The organism is Streptomyces sp. NPDC127129 (assembly GCF_042671585.1).
In the GTDB taxonomy this organism is placed as follows: Bacteria; Actinomycetota; Actinomycetes; order Streptomycetales; family Streptomycetaceae; genus Streptomyces.
In genome coordinates this window covers 17,231-31,359 of sequence record NZ_JBHXTV010000020.1, presented here as the reverse complement: position 1 = coordinate 31,359, position 14,129 = coordinate 17,231, and the positions used below count along the sequence as shown (strand labels likewise).

General features: G+C 73.6%; 13 protein-coding genes. 1 reads left to right on the top strand and 12 read right to left on the bottom strand.

All coding sequences use genetic code 11. The features are described 5' to 3' along the window. Positions 1–37 precede the first annotated feature (37 nt). The 5 genes from ACFVGW_RS31105 to ACFVGW_RS31085 all read right to left on the bottom strand — a co-directional run bounded on the left by ACFVGW_RS31105 (position 38) and on the right by ACFVGW_RS31085 (position 6,121). A complete protein-coding gene (locus ACFVGW_RS31105; RefSeq protein ID WP_385854277.1) occupies positions 38–1,579 on the bottom strand; it encodes a methyltransferase in 1,542 nt (513 codons plus the stop codon). A gap of 164 nt (positions 1,580–1,743) precedes the next feature. Further along, a complete protein-coding gene (locus tag ACFVGW_RS31100; RefSeq protein WP_385854276.1) occupies positions 1,744–2,388 on the bottom strand; it encodes a small secreted protein in 645 nt (214 codons plus the stop codon). Positions 2,389–2,576: 188 nt separating this feature from the next. Beyond that, positions 2,577–4,997, bottom strand: a complete 2,421-nt coding sequence (locus tag ACFVGW_RS31095; protein WP_385854275.1) for a sodium-translocating pyrophosphatase — start codon at positions 4,995–4,997, stop codon at positions 2,577–2,579. A 220-nt stretch (positions 4,998–5,217) separates the two neighbouring features. Next, positions 5,218–5,676 carry an ATP-binding protein gene (locus tag ACFVGW_RS31090; RefSeq protein WP_352187699.1) on the bottom strand — a complete coding sequence of 153 codons (459 nt, stop codon included), beginning with the start codon at positions 5,674–5,676 and terminating at the stop codon, positions 5,218–5,220. Between the two features lie 91 nt (positions 5,677–5,767). Then, positions 5,768–6,121, bottom strand: coding sequence for an STAS domain-containing protein (locus ACFVGW_RS31085; RefSeq protein WP_137988538.1), 354 nt, complete (start codon positions 6,119–6,121; stop codon positions 5,768–5,770). Positions 6,122–6,200: 79 nt separating this feature from the next. Here ACFVGW_RS31085 and ACFVGW_RS31080 point away from each other — a divergent pair, with 79 nt between their 5' ends. After that, positions 6,201–8,678, top strand: coding sequence for a DEAD/DEAH box helicase (locus ACFVGW_RS31080; protein WP_385854274.1), 2,478 nt, complete (start codon positions 6,201–6,203; stop codon positions 8,676–8,678). Here the strand turns inward: ACFVGW_RS31080 and ACFVGW_RS31075 are convergent. The 7 genes from ACFVGW_RS31075 to ssd all read right to left on the bottom strand — a co-directional run bounded on the left by ACFVGW_RS31075 (position 8,620) and on the right by ssd (position 13,669). Then, positions 8,620–9,015 carry an Rv3654c family TadE-like protein gene (locus tag ACFVGW_RS31075; protein WP_385854273.1) on the bottom strand — a complete coding sequence of 132 codons (396 nt, stop codon included), beginning with the start codon at positions 9,013–9,015 and terminating at the stop codon, positions 8,620–8,622. The two genes, ACFVGW_RS31080 and ACFVGW_RS31075, sit on opposite strands and share 59 nt — an antisense overlap. Then, entirely contained in the window at positions 9,012–9,371 is a 360-nt protein-coding gene (locus ACFVGW_RS31070) for a TadE family type IV pilus minor pilin (protein ID WP_383222329.1), read from the bottom strand. Before ACFVGW_RS31070 ends, ACFVGW_RS31075 begins: the two co-directional genes overlap by 4 nt. Further along, on the bottom strand, positions 9,358–9,564 hold the full coding sequence (locus tag ACFVGW_RS31065; protein ID WP_385854272.1) for a DUF4244 domain-containing protein: 207 nt from the start codon (positions 9,562–9,564) through the stop codon (positions 9,358–9,360). Before ACFVGW_RS31065 ends, ACFVGW_RS31070 begins: the two co-directional genes overlap by 14 nt. 85 nt (positions 9,565–9,649) lie before the next feature. Next, positions 9,650–10,426, bottom strand: coding sequence for a type II secretion system F family protein (locus ACFVGW_RS31060; protein ID WP_385854355.1), 777 nt, complete (start codon positions 10,424–10,426; stop codon positions 9,650–9,652). Between the two features lie 5 nt (positions 10,427–10,431). After that, complete coding sequence (locus ACFVGW_RS31055) at positions 10,432–11,322, bottom strand: type II secretion system F family protein (RefSeq protein ID WP_385854271.1); 891 nt, start codon at positions 11,320–11,322, stop codon at positions 10,432–10,434. Continuing rightward, on the bottom strand, positions 11,319–12,491 hold the full coding sequence (locus ACFVGW_RS31050) for a TadA family conjugal transfer-associated ATPase (protein WP_385854270.1): 1,173 nt from the start codon (positions 12,489–12,491) through the stop codon (positions 11,319–11,321). Before ACFVGW_RS31050 ends, ACFVGW_RS31055 begins: the two co-directional genes overlap by 4 nt. Continuing rightward, positions 12,488–13,669 (bottom strand): septum site-determining protein Ssd, encoded by a 1,182-nt coding sequence (ssd, locus tag ACFVGW_RS31045; protein WP_385854269.1) that lies wholly within the window; start codon positions 13,667–13,669, stop codon positions 12,488–12,490. The genes ACFVGW_RS31050 and ssd overlap by 4 nt, the downstream gene beginning before the upstream one ends. Between the last annotated feature and the right edge of the window lie 460 nt (positions 13,670–14,129).

The following is a 14,129-nucleotide window of genomic DNA, read 5'->3' as shown; positions in this document are numbered from 1 at the left end:
CGGGGCGTCGGTCACACCGGGGGTGTCGCGGCGTCGGTCACACCGGGGACGAGGGGAGCAGGAAGCCCTCCTCCACGAGCAGCCGGATGGCCTGAGGCGTGCGGTCCCGCAGCAGCACGGGGTCCTCGCCCATCAGCTGGCCGATCGCGTCCAGGATCCGTCCCGCGCTGAGCGTCCCGTCGCAGACGCCCGCGAAACCGGCCCCCACGTGGTCCACCTTCGTGGCGCGCCGCATGCCGCGGTTCTGCCGCAGCACCACGTGCTCCGGGTCCTCGGCGCCCGGCAGCCCGACCTGCTCCTGGACGACCTCGGGGGCGAGCGTGAAGTGGTCGGCGAGCAGGGCCGCGTCGTCGCGCGTCCGCAGATAGTCCTGCCGCTCGAAGTGGGCGCGCACGGTGTCGCCGAGCGGCTGCTCGACCGGGTGCGGCCACTCCTCGACCACGATCGACGGCTCGACCGCGCCGGAGGCGACGGCCGCGCTCCTGCGCAGGGTGATCCAGCCGAAGCCGACCGCCTTGGTCTTACGGGCCTCGAACTCGTCCAGCCACGCCTCGTACCGCTCCGCGTAGGCCTCCGGGTCGGCGCGGTGGTCGCCGCTGTCCCGGAGCCACAGCTCGGCGTACTGGGTGACGTCCTGCACCTCGCGCTGCACGATCCAGGCGTCGCAGCCGCGCGGCACCCAGGACCGCAGCCGGTCCTGCCACTCCTCGCCCTCGACGTGCTGCCAGTTGGCGAGGAACTGGGCGTACCCGCCGTCGTTGAGCCGCTCCCCGGCCTCCCGTACGAGCGTGCGGCACAGGTCGTCGCCGCCCATCCCGCCGTCGCGGTAGGTGAGCCGGGCGCCCGGGGAGATGACGAACGGCGGGTTGGAGACGATCAGGTCGTACGTGTCGCCGTCGACCGGCTCGAAGAGCGAGCCCTGGAGCAGCTCGGCCTCGCGGGCCCCGGAGAGCGCGAGGGTGAGCCGGGTGAAGTCCAGGGCGCGCGGGTTCAGGTCGGTGGCGGTGACCAGCGTGGCGTGCTGGGCGGCGTGCAGGGCCTGGATGCCGGAGCCGGTGCCGAGGTCGAGCGCGGAGGACACCGGCGTTCGGACGGTGATGCCGGCCAGCGTGGTGGAGGCGCCGCCGACGCCCAGGACGACCCCCTCCTCCTTGCTGCCGATGCCGCCGGCCCCGCCGACGGCGCAGCCCAGGTCGGAGACGATGAACCAGTCCTGCCCGTCGGGGCCGCCGTACGGCCTGATGTCGACGGAGGCGCCGACCTCCTCGTCGCCGCCTTCGCCCGGCCGGACCAGCCAGCCGTCCTCCAGGCACTCCTCCAGCGGCAGCGCGGCGGCGGCGCGGGCACGGGAGACGGGGCGCTGCAGCAGGAAGAGCCGTACGAGGGTCTCCAGCGGGGAGTCCCCCCGGGTGGCCCGCAGCGCGGGCACGGTCTCGCTGCGGGCGAGCGCCGCGTAGGCGGGGGCGCCGAGCCGTTCGAGCAGGCCGTCGGCGGTGAAGTCGGCGGCGAGCAGGGCTTCGCGGAGCCGGGCGGCGTGCGCGGGCACGGGGAGGCGGGAGGTCAGGCTGGTCGTACTCACCCCACCATTGTGGCGGCCGCCGCGGACATTGCCTCGTCAGCCCCGCCCGTACCGCCGGACCCGGGGGTCGAAGTCCCCGGCCGGCAAGGGCGCGTGGCATGCGAAGGGCCCCGGGCGGTCGTGCGCGCCCGGGGCCCGTCGTACGGCTCGTTGCCTGCCGCCTGCTACTGCCCGCTGCTCTTGCTCGGGGAACTCGACGGCTTGGCGGACGCCTTGCCCGACGGCGTGGAGCCCGCCGGCGGGGAGGCCGGGCCGCTCGGGGCGGCCGACGGGGTCGCGCGCTGGCAGCCAGGCTGCTTCGCCATCGCCGTGCCCAGCTCGCCGGACTGCAGCTTCGCCAGCGCGTCCTGGTCCATCTTCTCGATCTTCTTCAGGCCGTCGGCGACGTCCTGGAGACCGTCGGCGAACTTCTGCTGGTTGAGCGGGTCGAGCGCGTCGACCTGCTTCTTCAGCCCCTCGTACGCCACGGCCGTGGCGTTGAGCTCCTTGACCGCGTCCTGCTGGAGCGTCTCGCCGTTCTCGACGGGCGGCGCCCCGGCGTCCTGGACGGACTTGGCGAGCGCCCGGTCGGCGTCGGCGATGTCCTGGAAGGCCTTGGAGTCGGCGGCCTGGATGTCGGCCGGCTTGCCGTCCGCAGCCGTCGAGATGATGAGCTGCTGAGCGTTGGCCCGCTTCTGGATCTGGGGCTGTGCCTGGTCGCAGACCGTCTTGGCCCAGTCGTTCACCTTGTCGCCGTCGTCGCTGCAGCCGGACAGCGTGAGCACCAGGACAGCGGCGCCGGACAGCGCGACAGCAAGCTTCTTGTTCACCGGTTCGGTCCCTTCCAAGACTCTCGGCCCCGGAACATACACGCCGAACGGGCGACATCCACCTTTCGTGGGACGGATTCATCCCCGATTGCAGTCGATTGCACCAAGCGAGACACGCCTCACGCCGCCGTGAACGACGGGTGGGCAGCACGTCAACACGTGCTGCCCACCCGCCCTCTGATCTGGTGTTACGAAATCACCGGCGCGTCCGGCGAGGCGGCCGTCCGCCGCGCGGCGTTGCCTTCGTCACCCGTGCCGTCGCTCGTGTCGTCCCCGACGACCACGGAGCGCCGCTTGGAGACGTAGACCGCGCCGACGATGACGAGGATCGCGAGGATCGCGACCAGCGTCCGCAGCCCGCCGCTCGCGTCGTCGCCGTAGCTGAACTGCACCACGGCGGGCGCGATGAGCAGGGCGACCAGGTTCATCACCTTGAGCAGCGGGTTGATGGCCGGGCCCGCGGTGTCCTTGAACGGGTCGCCGACGGTGTCGCCGATGACGGTCGCGGCATGCGCCTCGCTGCCCTTGCCACCGTGGTGGCCGTCCTCGACGAGCTTCTTGGCGTTGTCCCAGGCACCTCCGGAGTTGGCGAGGAAGACCGCCATCAGCGTGCCGGTGGCGATGGCGCCGGCGAGGTACGAGCCGAGCGCGCCGACGCCGAGGGCGAATCCGACCGCGATGGGGGCCATCACGGCGAGCAGCCCGGGCGTGGCGAGTTCGCGCAGCGCGTCCTTGGTGCAGATGTCGACCACGCGCCCGTACTCGGGCGTCTCGGTGTAGTTCATGATCCCGGGGTGCTCGCGGAACTGCCGCCGCACCTCGTAGACCACCGCCCCCGCCGAACGCGACACGGCGTTGATCGCGAGACCCGAGAAGAGGAAGACGACCGCCGCGCCGAGGACCATCCCGAAGAGGTTGTTGGGCTGCGAGATGTCCATGGAGAGGGTCATCCCGGTGGCCTGGGCCCCGACGTCGGCGACCGCGGTGGCGATCGCGTCGCGGTACGAGCCGAAGAGCGCCGCCGCCGCCAGGACGGCGGTCGCGATGGCGATGCCCTTGGTGATGGCCTTGGTGGTGTTGCCGACGGCGTCGAGGTCGGTGAGGACCTGCGCGCCCGCGCCCTGGACGTCGCCGGACATCTCGGCGATGCCCTGGGCGTTGTCGGAGACCGGGCCGAAGGTGTCCATGGCGACGATGACGCCGACGGTGGTGAGCAGTCCGGTGCCGGCCAGGGCGACCGCGAAGAGCGCCAGCATGATCGACGTGCCGCCGAGCAGGAACGCCCCGTAGACGGAGAGGCCGATGAGCAGGGCGGTGTAGACGGCGGATTCCAGGCCGATGGAGATGCCGGCGAGGACGACGGTGGCGGGGCCGGTGAGCGAGGACTTGCCGATGTCCTTGACCGGGCGCCGGGTCGTCTCGGTGAAGTAGCCGGTGAGCTGCTGGATCAGGGCGGCCAGGACGATGCCGATGGCGACGGCCACCAGGGCGAGGATCCGCGGGTCTCCGGGGTGGTCGTGGATCCCCGGCTCGGTCACGCCGTCGAGGTCGGCGTAGGAGGACGGCAGGTAGGCGAAGACGGCGATGGCGACGAGAGCCAGGGAGATCACCGCGGAGATGAAGAATCCGCGGTTGATGGCGGACATTCCGCTGCGGTCGGCGCGCCGCGGGGCGACCGCGAAGATGCCGATCATCGCGGTGACCACGCCGATCGCCGGGACGATCAGGGGAAAGGCGAGGCCGAGGTCGCCGAAGGCCGCCTTGCCCAGGATGAGCGCGGCGACGAGCGTGACGGCGTACGACTCGAAGAGGTCGGCGGCCATGCCGGCGCAGTCGCCGACGTTGTCGCCCACGTTGTCGGCGATGGTCGCGGCGTTGCGCGGGTCGTCCTCGGGGATGCCCTGCTCGACCTTGCCGACGAGGTCGGCGCCGACGTCGGCCGCCTTGGTGAAGATTCCGCCGCCGACACGCATGAACATGGCGATGAGCGCCGCTCCGAGGCCGAAGCCCTCCAGGACCTTGGGCGCGTCGGCCGCGTAGACGAGGACGACGCAGGCGGCACCGAGCAGGCCGAGGCCCACGGTGAACATGCCGACCACTCCGCCCGTACGGAAAGCGATCTTCATCGCCTTGTGGGCGACGGCCGTCAGATCCTTTTCCGGTTCTCCGGGTGCCGGTGTCGCTTCTCGGGCGGCAGCCGCGACTCGTACATTCGCTCGTACGGCCAGCCGCATGCCGATGTATCCGGTCGCCGCCGAGAAAAGCGCACCCACCAGGAAGAACAGAGAGCGCCCGGCGCGCTGCGACCAGTTGTCGGCGGGCAGCAGCAGCAACAGGAAGAACACGACGACGGCGAAGATCGCGAGCGTGCGCAGCTGCCGTGCGAGATAGGCGTTGGCGCCTTCCTGCACGGCGGCGGCGATCTTCTTCATCGAGTCGGTGCCCTCACCGGCGGCGAGCACCTGGCGTACCAGCAGCTGGGCGACGAGCAGGGCCGCGAGCGCGACGGCCGCGATGACGATCACAATCGTACGGTTCTCGTCCGTGAGTACCGCTGCGGCGAGAGAAGTGGGGTGTCCGGCCAGTTCTGGGTTGAAGAGCCCCGCCATTCGTCCTCCTTGACGTTGCGAGCTCAAGATGTGGACGGATTGTAGGGAGCAGAACCTGATCAAAACAGGGCGCCGCAATCGGAATTCCCCATTGCCTTGATCTTCCCACCGAAAGCGGTAATGGGCCCAAAGCATTTACGCATGATCGATGATCTAGAGAAATGAAAAGAGGCCCTGCTCGGCAGGGCCTCTTCTCATGATCTCGGATGACCGGTTTCGGTCAGGGGAGCGCGATCGCCGGCGTCGTCGGCCAGCTCATCCTGAGGACCCCGCCCTCCTCGCCCGCTCGCACCTCGACGTCGTCCACGAGCCCGCGGATCACGGCGAGACCCATCTCGTCCTCGCCGTCGGCATCGTCGAACTCCTCGACGGGAGCCTCGTCCCGCGCACCGGGCACACCGGCGGCATCGGCCGCCGCCACGCCCGCGCCCGGGACCTCGTCGCCGACCTCGATGGAGAACGTCTTCTCCTCCTCGGTCAGCACGACCTTCACGGGGGTGGTGACCCCGTTGCTCCGGTGGAGTCCGACGGCACGGGAACACGCCTCGCCGACGGCGAGTCTGACCTCGTCGAGAACCGCCTCGTCGACCCCGGCCCGGCGCGCCACCGCGGCCGCCACGAGGCGGGCCGTGCGGACGTGCTCGGGCTGGGCGCTGAAGCGGAGTTCAACGGTGGCCATACGGTCCCCCTAGGAACGTCTGGGCGGGCAACTCGGAGGACCGGGCGTGTCGGCCCGGTTCTCCCCTGCATCTTCCGACGCCGGCCGACCGTCAGTCGGTGGCGTTGACGGCCTCGTCGACCGTGGTGTGGATGGGGAACACCTTGGTCAGACCAGTGATCCGGAAGATCTTGAGAATGCGCTCCTGGTTGCAGACCAGGCGCAACGAGCCCTCGTGCGCGCGCACGCGCTTCAGGCCGCCCACCAGCACGCCGAGGCCGGTCGAGTCGAGGAAGTCCACGCCCTCCATGTCGACGACCAGGTGGTAGCTGCCGTCGTTCACCAACTCGACCAACTGCTCGCGCAGCTTGGGCGCGGTATACACATCAATCTCGCCACCGACCTCGACGACCGTACGGTCGCCACTCGGTCCGGACACATTGCGAGTCGACAGGGACAGGTCCACGGATCCTCCAGCACCTTGCTATCGAGCGGTCGCCCCTCAAGTCTCCCCGGCGGAGTCGGGGGACGGATCGCCAGCCGCGATGGCATTCAATCACTTACCAGCAGCCATGCACGACGGCTTGGGAGCATTGTCCGTCACGCCAGTGACACACTCGGTGCCGATGGCCAAGAATCACCGCCCCAGTCGTCCGGCCGGGGAGACGGGCAACCGCCCCTCTCCCGGCATGGTCCTCGACCGGCTCTCCTCGGGCGAGAGCCGGGCCGCGCGCATCACTCATACGGAGCACTTGCCCGCCCGGGAGGGCCGGCATGCAGTCTGGCCGCATCGCATCCGAACAGAAGTGATCAGCGCGATCCAGGCGGCAGGCATCGAGCACCCCTGGACCCACCAGGCGGAAGCCGCCGAGCGCGCCCTGGACGGCGAATCCGTGGTGATCGCGACGGGCACCGCCTCGGGCAAGTCGCTGGCCTATCTCGCCCCCGTCCTGACCACGCTCCTGGACGGCTCCGAGGCCGCGAACGGCCGAGGGGCCACCGCGCTGTACCTGGCGCCCACGAAGGCCCTCGCGGCCGACCAGCGCCGTGCGGTCCGTGAGCTGGCGGCCCCGCTCGGCAACCGGATCCGGCCCGCCGTCTACGACGGCGACACGCCGGTCGAGGAGCGCGAGTGGGTCCGCCAGTACGCGAACTACGTGCTGACCAACCCCGACATGCTGCACCGGGGCATCCTCCCGTCCCACCCCAGGTGGTCCTCCTTCCTGCGCTCCCTGCGCTATGTCGTGATCGACGAGTGCCACACCTACCGGGGCGTCTTCGGCTCGCATGTCGCCCAGGTGCTGCGCCGCCTTCGGCGTGTCTGCGCCCGGTACGGCGCGGACCCCGTCTTCCTGCTCGCCTCCGCCACCTCCGCCGAGCCCGCCCTGGCCGCGGGCCGGCTGACCGGCCTGCCGGTCTCGGAGGTCTCCGACGACGCCTCCCCGCGCGGCGAGCTGGTCTTCGCCCTCTGGGAGCCGCCGCTCACCGAGCTCCACGGCGAGCAGGGCGCTCCGGTGCGCCGGACGGCCACCGCGGAGACCGCCGACCTGCTGACCGACCTGACCGTCCAGGGCGTCCGCTCGGTCGCCTTCGTCCGCTCCCGGCGCGGCGCCGAGCTGATCTCGGTGATCGCCCAGGAACGGCTGGCCGAGGTCGACCGCTCCCTGGCCCGCCGGGTCGCCGCCTACCGGGGCGGCTACCTGCCCGAGGAGCGCCGGGCCCTGGAGCGCGCCCTGCACTCGGGCGAGCTCCTCGGCCTGGCCGCCACCACGGCCCTGGAGCTGGGCGTGGACGTCTCCGGCCTGGACGCCGTGGTGATCGCCGGGTATCCGGGCACCCGGGCCTCCCTGTGGCAGCAGGCGGGCCGCGCCGGCCGCTCGGGCGAGGGTGCCCTCGCGATCCTCGTCGCCCGCGACGACCCGCTGGACACCTTCCTCGTCCACCACCCCGAGGCGCTGTTCCGGCAGCCGGTCGAGTCGACCGTCCTGGACCCCGACAACCCCTACGTCCTCGCCCCCCATCTGTGTGCCGCGGCGGCCGAGCTGCCCCTGACCGACGCCGACCTGGCCCTCTTCGGCCCGGCCGTCCCCGGCCTGCTCACCCAGCTGGAGGACGCCGGACTGCTCCGGAAGCGCTCCACCGGCTGGTACTGGACCCGGCGTGAGCGGGCCGCCGACCTGACCGACATCCGGGGCGGGGGCGGGAGCCCCGTCCAGATCGTGGAGGCCGCCACCGGCCGCCTCCTCGGCACGGTCGACGAGGCCGCCTCGCACACCGCCGTCCACGAGGGCGCCGTCCACCTCCACCAGGGCCGTACGTACCTGGTGAAGACCCTCGACCTGAAGGACTCCGTGGCCCTGGTCGAGGAGGCCGCCCCGCCGTACTCCACCACCGCCCGGGACACCACCGCCATCTCCGTCCTCGAAACCGACACCGAGATCCCCTGGGGCGCCGGCCGCCTCTGCTACGGCTCCGTCGAGGTCACCAACCAGGTCGTCTCCTTCCTGCGCCGCCGTCTGATCACCGGCGAGGTGCTCGGTGAGACCAAGCTCGACCTGCCGCCCCGCACCCTGCGCACCCGGGCCGTGTGGTGGACGGTCACCGAGGACCAGCTGGACGCCGCCAGGATCAACCCGGAGATCCTCGGCGGGGCCCTGCACGCCGCCGAACACGCCTCCATCGGCATGCTGCCGCTCTTCGCCACCTGCGACCGCTGGGACATCGGCGGCGTGTCCGTGCCGCTCCACCCCGACACCCTGCTGCCCACCGTCTTCGTCTACGACGGCCATCCGGGTGGCGCGGGCTTCGCCGAGCGGGCCTTCCACACGGCCCGCGCCTGGCTGACGGCGACCCGAGAGGCGATCGCCTCCTGCGAGTGCGAGGCGGGCTGCCCGTCCTGCATCCAGTCCCCCAAGTGCGGCAACGGCAACGACCCGCTGCACAAGCGCGGCGCCGTACGCCTGCTCACGGAACTGCTGCGGGAAGCCCCGGCAGAGCCTGCGGAGGCCCCGCCCGCGCCCTGACCGCCGGGGCGTAGGGCCCAAGGCGCACCGCCGCCGTCACGTCCGCGACGTCGCCCCGCACCGAGCAGCGCACCACCGAGGCGCCCTGGGCCCCGGCCACCCGGACCGCCGCCGCGCACGCGGCCTCCTCGCCCCACAGGGCCCTGTCGGCGGCGGCGAGCGCCGCCAGGTCCGCGGCCCCTCCCGCCCGGTGCCGGGCCGCCACGGCCTGTCCCAGCGCCAGGACCGCCCCGAACACCACGCACAGGACACAGGCCGCGAAGGCCGTCCAGACCGTCGCCATCCCCCGGTCGCCCCGCACCGAGGCCGACGGCCCGCCCGTCCCCGCCCGACTCACGGCGGCGTCACCCCCACCGTGTCCTCGGCGAGCGCCGCCGCCCCGGCGCGCAGCGTGAGCCCCATCCCGCCGGGCCCGGGAGCCGGCGCCTCCACCGTCACCCGCCACAGCTCGTCCGACCGGGTGACCGAGACCCGAGCCCCCTCGGGCGCGGCGGCCCGGGCGGCGGCCTCGGCGCCGGCCACCGGCTCCGCCCTCGCCACCGCCCGCGCGCCCGCCCGCGCCGCGTCCACGCACTGGATCTGCGCGGCCGCGGCGCCGAGCGCCCAGACCAGGGCCATGGTGAACACCACCAGCGCGGGGAGGGCCATCGCGGCCTCCACGGTCACGGCACCCCGGTCGTCAGAACGGCGCATCGAGCGCCTTGCCGATCACGGACTCCAGCGCGCCGGAGACCGATCCGCTGGTCACGATCTTGTACAGCACGGTCGCGAAGCCCGCCGCCGCGATGGTGCCCATCGCGTACTCCGACGTGGTCATTCCCGCATCGCTCCGGGCCGCCCGCCGGGCCCGCCACCACTCGCTCACCCTCTTCATGCCAACCCCCATGTGTTGTCGCCGTGTTCGTCTCGGCTCGTTCTCGGTTCGTTCTCGGTCCGTGTTCGTCCGCGTCGTCGCCGTTCACGCCGTGCGGTCAGCTGCGGAGCAGCCCGGTCGCCAGGCCGATCACCACCGGGGCCACTCCCACCGCCAGGAAGGCGGGCAGGAAACAGAGCCCCACGGGGGCGGTGATCAGCACCTGGGCCCGCTGCGCCCGGGCCGACGCCTTCCTGGCGCGGTCCGCCCGCAGGTCGCCCGCGTGTCGGGAGACGGCCTCGGCGGCGGGCGCCCCGGAGGAACCGGCCCGCTCAAGACAGCGGGCCAGGCCCTCCGCACCCGGAATCGCGCCGAACCTCCGCCACACGTCGGCCGGTTCGCCGCCCATGCGCAGCTCGGCCGCGGTCCGGGTCAGCCGTTCGCCGACCGGTCCGCCCAGCGACCGCCCGACCGCCTCGGCGGCCTCACCGGGCCCGGCTCCGGCGGACGCGCAGGCCGCCAGCAGATCGGCTGCGAGCGGCAGTTGACGTGCCGCCTCCTCCTCGCCCCCGGCCGCCGGAGCGCGCCGTGTGCTCCACCGCCAGGCGCCCCAGCCCGCCGCGATGCCCGCGAGGACTCCGGCCGCCCCTCCGATCAGCGCCCAGCCACCGGCAGCCGCCGCAAGGGGCACGGCCCACGTCCGGAGCCAGGGCGGAAGGCCGCCTCCCCGCCGTCGCTCACCCAGCACCCGGGTCCCCACCAGGTTCATGAGCCGCTTCCGGATCCGCCGTTCACGCCGCCGGTCGGTCACCGTCCAGACCGCGCAGGCGGCGAGGGCGACGACCGCCACCGCCACCCCCGGCCTGTGGACGAACTCCCCCGGGAGACCCGCCACCCCGGTCACACCCGCTCCCCTCCTCGGACGATGCGCGCGGCCCACCACAGGCCTGCCGTCTCCAGAGCCGTGCCGACGGTCAGACACCCGAGCCCCACCGGCGTGTGGAACAGCACGTACAGCGGGCGGGCGCCCAGCGCCGTACCGAGCAGGATCCCCACCGCGGGCAGCACAGCCAGGACGGCCACCGTCGCCCAGGCCCCGGCCAGTTGGGCCCGCAGTCGCTCCCGCTGGTCGCGGTGTTCCCGCAACGCCGCCTCCAGCCGGTCGAGGCCCGCGGCCAGTCCCGCTCCGCCGTCGACGGCGACCTGCCAGCAGGCCGCGAGACCGGCCAGCCCGTCCGCGCCGTCCTGCCGCGCCGCGCTCCGCAACGCCTGCGCCACATCCCCGCCGAACCGGGCGGCGGCGACCACCTCGGCTTCCTCCTCCGGCCCGAGCGCCTCCGTCGCTCCGAGTCCGAAGAGCAGCGCCCGCGCGGGCTGTCGGCCGGCTCTCAACTCGGCCGCGACCGCGCCGCAGAGGGCCACCACCGCGTCCGACCGGGCCTCCCGCTCCCTGCGGAGGTCCCTCGCCCGCAGTCGCCGTCCTGCCAGGGGCACCGCGAGCGCCCCCGCGGCCAGCGGCAGTGGTGACTGCCCGAGGACGGCGAGCACCGCCGCCACCGGCAGACAGAGCCAGGCCCGCCGGCCACGCACGACTCCCCGCCAGCGCTCGCGGACCGCCCGCCACGACGGACCCGCCCACCCCGGCACCCCCGCACCGCCCAGCGCCCCGACGCCCGCGAGAACCACCCGCGCCCGGCGAAGGCCTCGCTCCCGCTCGGCCAGCCGCCAGGCCGCGGCTCCCGCGCAGAGCACCGCCGCGCCCTGGGCCAGCGCCCACTGCCCGCCCCTCACGACCCGCCCCCGATCAGCGACCGCAGCCGCTCCCAGCCGCGTTCGCGCTCGAACCCGGCCGCTCCCCGGCGCAGCGCGGGCACGGTCACCACCAGCCCCTCCCGGTTCCGCTCCAGGACATGGATCTCGGCGATCCGCCTGCGGCCGGTCCGGTCCCTGACCAGATGCAGTACGGCCGAGAGGCCGGCCCCCAACTGGCTGTGCAGCGCGGCCCGGTCGAGACCGGCAGCCGTCCCGAGGGCTTCGAGGCGGGCCGGCACGTCCGCCGCCGTGTTGGCATGGACCGTTCCCGAGCCTCCTTCGTGGCCCGTGTTGAGGGCTGCCAGGAGGTCGACGGCCTCCGCGCCCCGCACCTCGCCGACCACCAGCCGGTCGGGCCGCATCCGCAGGGCCTGGCGGACCAGGTCCCGCAGGGTCACCAGGCCCGCGCCCTCCTGGTTCGCAGGCCGGGCCTCCAGGCGCACCACGTGCGGATGGTCGGGCCTCAGCTCGGCCGAGTCCTCGGCGAGGACGATCCGCTCACGCTCACCGACGAGTCCGAGCAGCGTGGACAGGAGTGTCGTCTTTCCCGAACCCGTGCCACCGGAGATCAGATACGAGACCCGGGCCTCGATCAGGGCACGCAGGATCCGCTCCCCGCCGGGAGGGACGGTGCCCGCCTCGGTCAACTCGCCCAGGGAGAAGGCCCGCGGGCGCACCACCCGCAGCGACAGGCAGGTCGAACCGACCGCCACCGGCGGCAGGACGGCGTGCATCCGGGTCCCGTCCGGGAGCCGGGCGTCCACCCAGGGCCGGGCGTCGTCCAGACGGCGGCCGGCGACCGCCGCGAGCCGCTGCGCCAGCCGGCGCACGGCCGGAGCGTCCGCGAAGCGGACCGGGGTGAGTTCGAGACCGGCGCCTCGGTCGACCCAGACCCGGTCGGGGGCCGAGACCAGCACATCGGTGACGGCGGGGTCGGCCAGCAGTGGTTCCAGCGGGCCGCTCCCGATCAGCTCGCAGCGCAACGCCTCGGCCGCGCCCAGCACTTCCGTGTCGCCCAGCAGCCGCCCCTGGGCCCGCAGCGCCGCCGCGACCCGCGCGGGCGTGGGCTCGGCCCCGCTCTCGGCGAGCCGCTGCCGTACCGCCTCCAGGAGGGCCGCGCCGCCCTGGGCCGGCCCGGCCGCGGTCACGAGGCCACCTCCGCGGTCAGGGCACGCTCCCAGAACGCCGTGCAGAACCGGCCGAGCGGTCCGCGCGGCTCGTCGCCCGGCGGCGCCCCGCTGTCGAGCGCGGCCAGGAGGCCGGGGTCGTGCGGTAGTTCTCCGGCGAGCGGCAGCCCGAGGGTGTCCGCGATCCATCGGTCGTCGAGACCCGGCGCGTAGGGCCCGCGCACCACGGCCCGCAGGTCGCGCAGCACCGCGCCGGCAAGTGTGGCGACCCGGTGGGCGGCCGCGACGGCCCGCAGTTCGCCGGGGACGACGAGGAGCCCGAGGTCCAGCTGTGCCAGGGCCTCGCCGACCGCCGCGTCGACCCGGCGGGGCAGGTCCACGACGACGATGCCCCCGCGCCTGCGCGCCGCCGCGAGCACGGAGCGCATGGCCTCGGCCGGCACGAGGACCGAGTCCCCACGGTCCCAGCTCAGCACGCGCAGCCCGCGCACCGACGGCAGCGACTCCTCCAGTGCGCCGCCTGCGACCCGGCCCTTGGAGGCGACGAAGTCGGGCCACCGCCTGCCCTCGGCACGCTCCCCGCCGAGCAGGACGTCGAGCCCGCCGCCGAGCGGGTCGCCGTCCACAAGCAGGGTGCGCCGTCCGGTCCTGGCTCCCGCCAGTGCGAGGGCGCAGGCCAGGGTGGACGCCCCGGCGCCGCCGCGTCCGCCGATGACGCCGACGGTCAGCGCCTGCTGTCCCGCGCCTTCGGCGGCGTCGGCGATCCGGTCGACGAGCCAGCCTTCGGCGTCGGGCAGCCGCAGGACGCAGTCGGCGCCGAGGTCGACGGCGTGCCGCCACACGTCCGGGTCGGGGCCCGCGAGGGAATCGGTGAGCCCGCCGTGGTCCCGCCCGACGAGGATCACCCCCGGCCTGCGCGTCGCGCCGCGGCAGCGGGCCGCGGCGTCGTCGCCGACCAGAACGAGCGGCGCCTCGGCCCAGCTCGCGCGATGCTCCGGCACGGTGTGGTGCACCTCGGGCTCCGCCCCCGCCGCGGCGCAGAGCCGCAGCAGGTCGTCGAGGAGCGCGAGGTCCTCGGTCACGATCAGCGGCCCGCTCCCTCGTCCGGCACCGCCGGCCGCTCCTCCCCGCCCGTCTCCGGCCGGGGCGGAGCGGGGAGTCCGCGCACCCCCCGATGTCCTCGCCGTTCCGAATGTCATGGTTCCCGCCACAGCACACGCCCCCTGTCCCGGCGATCCCCGCCCACGCCGGTCGCGCAGCCGAGATCACCGATTCCTTCCACCCGCGGAGTTCGCGGTCGGAATCACCGTGGCGCCATCCCGGAAATCTTGTGGATCTTGCTCGAAAACTGTGGATAACTCGGCCGTTGTGAATATCCCTGTGCCCCATACCGGCGATACCCGGAGAGCATCCCGACCGCTACTCTGAGTGACGAAACGAGGGCGTCACGCCGTCGCGGCCGAACGGCCGACGAGAGGGGGAGACATGAGGGTCCGCGGGACGAAAACGCGTCCGGACATGCGACGACCCCCGCCGGGGGGGAGAGCGGGGGTCGTCTCTCCGGCCGACTCGGGGGGGAGGAGCCGGACCGGGTTAGCACGGTCGCGAACGATCCGTGACTTCCATGGTGTACCCGAGAGCCTTCTCAGGCAAACCCAC

Bases quoted from the DNA above. Each gene is read 5' to 3' on its own strand.
- ACFVGW_RS31065 (WP_385854272.1), bottom strand. From the start codon at position 9,564: ATGGGGGTTGGCATGAAGAGGGTGAGCGAGTGGTGGCGGGCCCGGCGG.
- ACFVGW_RS31080 (WP_385854274.1), top strand. From the start codon at position 6,201: ATGGCATTCAATCACTTACCAGCAGCCATGCACGACGGCTTGGGAGCA.
- ACFVGW_RS31090 (WP_352187699.1), bottom strand. From the start codon at position 5,676: ATGGCCACCGTTGAACTCCGCTTCAGCGCCCAGCCCGAGCACGTCCGC.
- ACFVGW_RS31070 (WP_383222329.1), bottom strand. From the start codon at position 9,371: ATGCGCCGTTCTGACGACCGGGGTGCCGTGACCGTGGAGGCCGCGATG.
- ACFVGW_RS31095 (WP_385854275.1), bottom strand. From the start codon at position 4,997: ATGGCGGGGCTCTTCAACCCAGAACTGGCCGGACACCCCACTTCTCTC.
- ssd (WP_385854269.1), bottom strand. From the start codon at position 13,669: ATGACATTCGGAACGGCGAGGACATCGGGGGGTGCGCGGACTCCCCGC.